The following is a 4,553-nucleotide window of genomic DNA, read 5'->3' on the forward strand; positions in this document are numbered from 1 at the left end:
GCTCCACCTTTGCCGAGGGCGTCGAGTATCCATCCGGCGGAGAGTTGGACTTAGGTTTTGTTGATGTGCCCTTTGCCCTCGCAAATTTACGCTATGAGGCTGTAAAGGCCAGCGCCCATAGCCGTATCGGTTGGATGCGCTCGGTATGTAACATCCAACACGGGTTTGGCGTGGGCAGTTTTGTCGATGAAATGGCCCATAAAGCCAAGTTATCTTGCCCCGATATGTGGCGCAGCTTACTGGGGCAACCAAGGCGAGAGACTTTTGAAAATCAAGGCTTTAAATATGGCAACTATGGCGAAGACTTAAACCGTCATCCCGTTGATGTCGGCCGTTATCTCAAGGTGATTGAGGCGGTTGAACAAGCCCAAGCCAAGGCACCTAAAGCGGGTAAGAATCAAGGTTGGGGCTTTGCGGTGCATCGCAGTTTTGTGAGTGTGGTGGCGGTGGCGATACGAGTTGAGGCCGGTGAGGATAAGCAGCTTAAAGTGCTGAATGCCATTGCCGCGATTGATGCTGGCACTGTGGTTAACCCCGATAGGGTGAAAGCACAGACCGAAGGCGCGATAGTCTTTGGCTTAAGCTTGGCACTAATGGGGGAAATTAGTTACCAAGAGGGTAAGGTGATGCAGTCTAACTTCCATGATTATCCCCTGCTACGTTTACCCCAAGTGCCAGAGATGGAGATCATCATTATCGATTCGGATGCGCCGCCTGCGGGTGTGGGTGAGCCCGGCGTACCGCCGGTGGCGCCTAGTCTGACCAATGCGATATTTGCCGCAACAGGCCTTAGGATCCGCGACCTGCCGGTTAATAAACAGTTAAAGGTGTGATGCTGTAAACGACACCTGAGTGAGCAAAAAAGCGCCTAATAAGCGCTTTTTTCGTTTTTTTACCACAAATAAATTGCTTGTTAGCAAATTTACGGGCATTAATGCCGAAAATTAGCAATAGATCAGGTTTTTGTTACCGAACTTGAGGTAATTTAACCAATATGTTTACTCAAGTGACTTAAGGTATGCGGACTCGCGTACACATTCATTTGAATCGGTTACTAGTCGGCCTGTGAGTCAGTTTTCGATTGCAGATCCCTACTAAAAATTGATCGACACGGAAGTGAAGGGCGCTATAACACCATAATACAGCCGCACCTTGAGCGCATTTGAGTATTAACTTCCGTGAAAACAATAAAGGGGTCATCATGGAAAATCGTTGGCAGGTCGCTATTTCTGCGGGGCTATTAGCCGCAATATGGTGTGGTATCGCAGATACTTTTCATCTTGTTACTTGGATTGGCTTTTTAGGTTGTAGCACGTTTTTTGCTCAGCCTAAAGCAGGCTTTCAAGGCGTGATGATGGCGTGGTGCACCAATCTCTCCGGTGTGTTTTGGGCTTGGCTCATTATCAGCGGTAGCAGTTTTTTCGTATCGCCTGTGGCGGGTTATCTGTTTACGGGTATCGCTACCTCGGCAATGTGCCTACAGGCCAGTTATCAAAAGTTCAGTTTTATTCCCGGTGCCTTTATCGGCTGTTGTATTACCTTTGCCATGGCTGGGGATGTGGCCAATATTGTGCCGCCTTTAGTGTTAGGCGCCCTGTTAGGTTTTTGCATGAGCTTATTGACGGCGCAGTTAATCAGCCTTCGCCAAAAATGGTCAGCATCAACAGGTTCTGAAATCGCCAGTGCCGATTAATCTTCCATCACTTTTGTGCTCGCATGATAGCTATGCGGTAACTGAGTGATCGAATAGATGAGCTATAATGCTGATTTAGTACCCGATAGCTTTAGGTCTTAGGAAATATCAAGATGAAACAAATCCAGTTTCGCACCATTGATGCCATATTGATCAAGTTCAGTCTTAACGGCAAATTTTGGATTGTCTGTTCTATGGTGGCGTTAATCACGGCTACCATCGCACTTATCAATTACCAACATGCTCACCGCAACCTCGAAGCAGCATCTTTGGCTCGAGTTCAGGCGACGGTTGATGCCTTTGCCCAAGTCGCAAATGCGCAACAGTTGCAAGGTGATGCATTATCACAATTTGCCCGAGACAATGGGCTGAGTGTTGTCTCTCGCCAGACTGAGGCGCAGCGCCAAAGGGATAATGTCACCGCCAGCGCCACGGTGGCATCTGGCAGCGCGCTCGCACTGTCGCAAAATGTGTCCGAATGGGAAAGTTATGGCCGCAGCGATGCTAATTTGATGTTTTGGCTTGCATTAATCGGTTTATTGCCCTTATTCCAATTAAGCTATTGGATTTCAACTTCCCTCGGCGGTGGTCTGTGGGATATGTACATGGCCATCAAACGCTTAGCCGATGGCGACTTAAGTTTCAGATTAAACTTTTTCGGTACCGATGACTTCAGCTTAATCGCCCGCGAAATTGACCGCTGCGCCGACAATATGAGCGAAATGGTGAGCGCTATCCGCAATAATGCCCAAACACTTTCCCTCGCAGCTGATGAGTTTAATCAGCAAGCAAAAATCAGCGGTGAGTTAATTGGTGCCCAGCATCAATTTTTAGATTCAGTGGCTGTGGCCATGGCGCAAATGACTTCGGCGATTGAAGAAGTGTCGGTTAATGCCAGTAACACTTCACTACAGACTAAAGATAACGCGAGCCAAATGAGTGCTAGCCAAGGGCGTATTAGCCACACGGTGGACAGTATTGGTTTGCTCTCAACCAAAATTGGTGCAGCCTTTTCATCGGTAGAACAGTTATCTAAGGATGCGGCGGCTATTGATGCCGTTGTAACAACCATCAATAGTATTTCTGGGCAGACTAACTTGCTGGCGCTGAATGCGGCCATTGAAGCGGCGCGTGCGGGTGAGCAAGGTCGCGGTTTTGCGGTGGTTGCCGATGAAGTGCGTACCTTAGCGGGACGTACTCAACAAGCGACAGTTGAGATCCAAGCGATGATCGAAGGATTGCAATCGGGCACTCGTCAGCTCTCCAATATCACCACCGAGATTGTGGACCGCGCCGATGAAGGCCGCAGTGCCATTGTTGAAGTGGGTAACGATGTTGAAGGGATGGCGCAATCGGTAAATGCCGTCTTTGATATGAGTAGCCAAATTGCCGCATCGGCGGAAGAACAAAGCGTTGCCGCTCGCGATATTGCTGGCCAGCTTAATGAGATCCGTCATCAATCCGATACCATTAAACAGACGGCGCAGCGCAGTGTCACCCTAGCACATGATTTACAACATGCTTCGGTTGAACTCGAAGGGATCCTTAAACAGTATCGCACTAGCTAAGTGGTTGCTTTTATGTGGATATGTGGGTTAGCTCTATGAATCCTCATTAGCTTTGAAGCTGAATCTCGCTCCCTTGGCGAAGCGTAATAGTCAAATAAACATGGCGGTTACATCTGATGTACCGCCATTTTTATATTCTTAAAATTAGGCAATATCGTTCATTTAGTTTAACTGTAAATTGACTGTACATTTGGCCAAAAACTTATACCCACAGTCGTTTTGCAATTCAAAGGTAATAGGGCGAGTAACGTTGTCGAGATAGAAAGCTAAAGGCTCACGTGCGACCTTGAGGTTATGTCAGTCTCAATTTTTTTCTAAAGCATTAGCTCGATTTTTCCTCAGATAAGGTCCTGCGACTTTTGATGACGCTCATCCAAGCTACTTTGGCCTGTGCAGGTTGTAGAAGAACAGAAAGTGCATTATGTTGTTGAGCTAATACGGATGGCAGGATTTATTTTCTTATTGCGAAATGGAGTTTAGATGCAGTCTGAAACAATCTATAGAATATCAATTATCATTCTTTGCTTTGCTAGTTTCTTCTTGAACTATATGACTGGTGGTTGGGAGTATCATAGTGACATCGTCAATGCGATGGAATGGCACGGTTTTAATTCACAAATTCCGCATTGGCTTAAATTGTCCATAATTGGTCCTTTGCAGGTTGCGGCTTTAATTATGCTAAGTTTTAACCTGATAGCGAGGAATATATTTGCAATTCTAAGTTTAATCAGCTTGTCAATTTCATTGTTTGAAGGTGTTGCGGCGTACAGCGCTTTTGAAATTTTTATTGTACAAATCTTCTATTTTTCTAATGGTGTAATTTTAACGCTTTCTTTTACAACGTTAAGTGACAAATTTCGCTCTCCCTTCATTGATAAGGCCTCACAATCGTCACTATCACCAGAAAATAAAACATAGAAATCCAAGAGGCCGTTCAAATTTCTGTGTCAGGTTAATCTCAGTATGTCGATGTTCAAATATAATCACTCAATCATTAATCGGAGATTATATTTTAATGACAAACAAAAACATCGGCTTAGGCCGATGTTTTTTATATCGATTAAAGTAGACACTCAAGCGAGTTAGGCTTCTTTAAAGGAGCTCCAAATTGGCGCGTGATCTGAGGGTTTATCGATGCCGCGCAGATCATAATCGACGTCGGATTCGACTAAACGCGCAGCCAGTGACGGCGTCGCTAAGATCACATCGATGCGTAGGCCGCGGTTATCATCGAAGCCTTTGCTGCGGTAATCGAACCATGAATAACGTTCGCTGCGGTCGGGATGTAATTG

5 protein-coding genes are annotated in these 4,553 nt (G+C 46.0%); 4 read left to right on the top strand and 1 reads right to left on the bottom strand.

Annotated elements, in window-relative coordinates:
* From SHEWPOL2_RS21390 to SHEWPOL2_RS21405, 4 genes are all read left to right on the top strand, one after another.
* Positions 1-833, top strand: an 833-nt coding sequence (locus SHEWPOL2_RS21390) for a molybdopterin cofactor-binding domain-containing protein (RefSeq protein WP_037431521.1), incomplete at its 5' end; no start/stop codon positions are given.
* 368 nt (positions 834-1,201) lie between these two features.
* Entirely contained in the window at positions 1,202-1,693 is a 492-nt protein-coding gene (locus tag SHEWPOL2_RS21395; protein WP_037431524.1) for a DUF1097 domain-containing protein, read from the top strand.
* 113 nt (positions 1,694-1,806) lie between these two features.
* Positions 1,807-3,261 (top strand): methyl-accepting chemotaxis protein, encoded by a 1,455-nt coding sequence (locus tag SHEWPOL2_RS21400; protein ID WP_037431526.1) that lies wholly within the window; start codon positions 1,807-1,809, stop codon positions 3,259-3,261.
* Positions 3,262-3,741: 480 nt separating this feature from the next.
* Positions 3,742-4,179, top strand: a complete 438-nt coding sequence (locus SHEWPOL2_RS21405) for a hypothetical protein (protein WP_037431528.1) — start codon at positions 3,742-3,744, stop codon at positions 4,177-4,179.
* Positions 4,180-4,343: 164 nt separating this feature from the next.
* Here the strand turns inward: SHEWPOL2_RS21405 and SHEWPOL2_RS21410 are convergent.
* The coding region (locus SHEWPOL2_RS21410) for an endonuclease/exonuclease/phosphatase family protein (protein WP_037431529.1) at positions 4,344-4,553 on the bottom strand (210 nt) is incomplete at its 5' end.

This window comes from Shewanella sp. POL2, assembly GCF_000282755.1.
Taxonomy (GTDB): domain Bacteria; phylum Pseudomonadota; class Gammaproteobacteria; order Enterobacterales; family Shewanellaceae; genus Shewanella; species Shewanella xiamenensis.